This window comes from Bartonella sp. MR168JLCBS (genome assembly GCF_042194175.1).
The window spans coordinates 1-764 of sequence record NZ_JBHIMP010000318.1 but is presented as its reverse complement, the minus strand read 5'-3'; the positions used below and the strand labels follow the sequence as shown (position 1 = coordinate 764).

The window sequence follows — 764 nt, the reverse complement described above, 5'->3', positions numbered from 1 at the left end:
TTGTCCGCAACGTAGCCGTTAATGGCGGTACCGCTGCGGCGGCTTGATCGTATTTTCCTAGCCTTTGGAAAAACGCCCTTGCTCAACCAAGCTTGTTTATCGGTTGAGCAAGGTGCCCGTATCGCTCTGGTGGGCCGTAATGGTTGTGGAAAATCGACGCTGTTAAAAATTGCCGCTGGAATGATAGAACCAAGTGAAGGGGAGATTTTTTGCCATCCTCGGGTTACTGTGCGTTATGTATCACAAAACCCCGATTGTTCAGGCTTTGAAGATGTTCACGCTTACGTGGAAGCTGGTCGGGACAATGCACCTGATGCGCAGTGGCTAAATACACTTCGCACAAATCTTGGTTTTTCAGGAACCGAAAAGTTGGCAACCCTTTCAGGGGGTGAAAAGCGACGCCTTTCATTATTAAGGGCGATTGCCGCAAAACCCGATGTTCTTCTTTTGGATGAACCAACCAATCATCTTGATTTACCAACTATTGAATGGCTCGAAAGGACTTTATGTTCTTTACGGTCGGCCGTTGTGGCTATTTCACATGATCGACGATTTTTAGAAAATGTGACGCGCTCAACAGTATGGATTGATCGGGGCACCACCAAAAGAGTAGAAAAGCCTTTCTTGGAGTTTGAAAATTGGCGCGATAAGGTCCTTGAAGAGGAAGCTCTAAACCAACACAAATTGGCTCGACAGATTGCGCGGGAAGAACAATGGTTGCGCTATGGGGTGACAGCACGGCGCAAACGGAATGTGCGGCGTTT

General features: G+C 47.8%; 1 protein-coding gene. It reads left to right on the top strand.

Features of this window, described 5'->3' with window-relative positions; all coding sequences use genetic code 11:
* Positions 1-21: 21 nt before the first annotated feature.
* Positions 22-764, top strand: a 743-nt coding sequence (locus tag ACFIK8_RS11135; protein ID WP_375669462.1) for an ATP-binding cassette domain-containing protein, incomplete at its 3' end; no start/stop codon positions are given.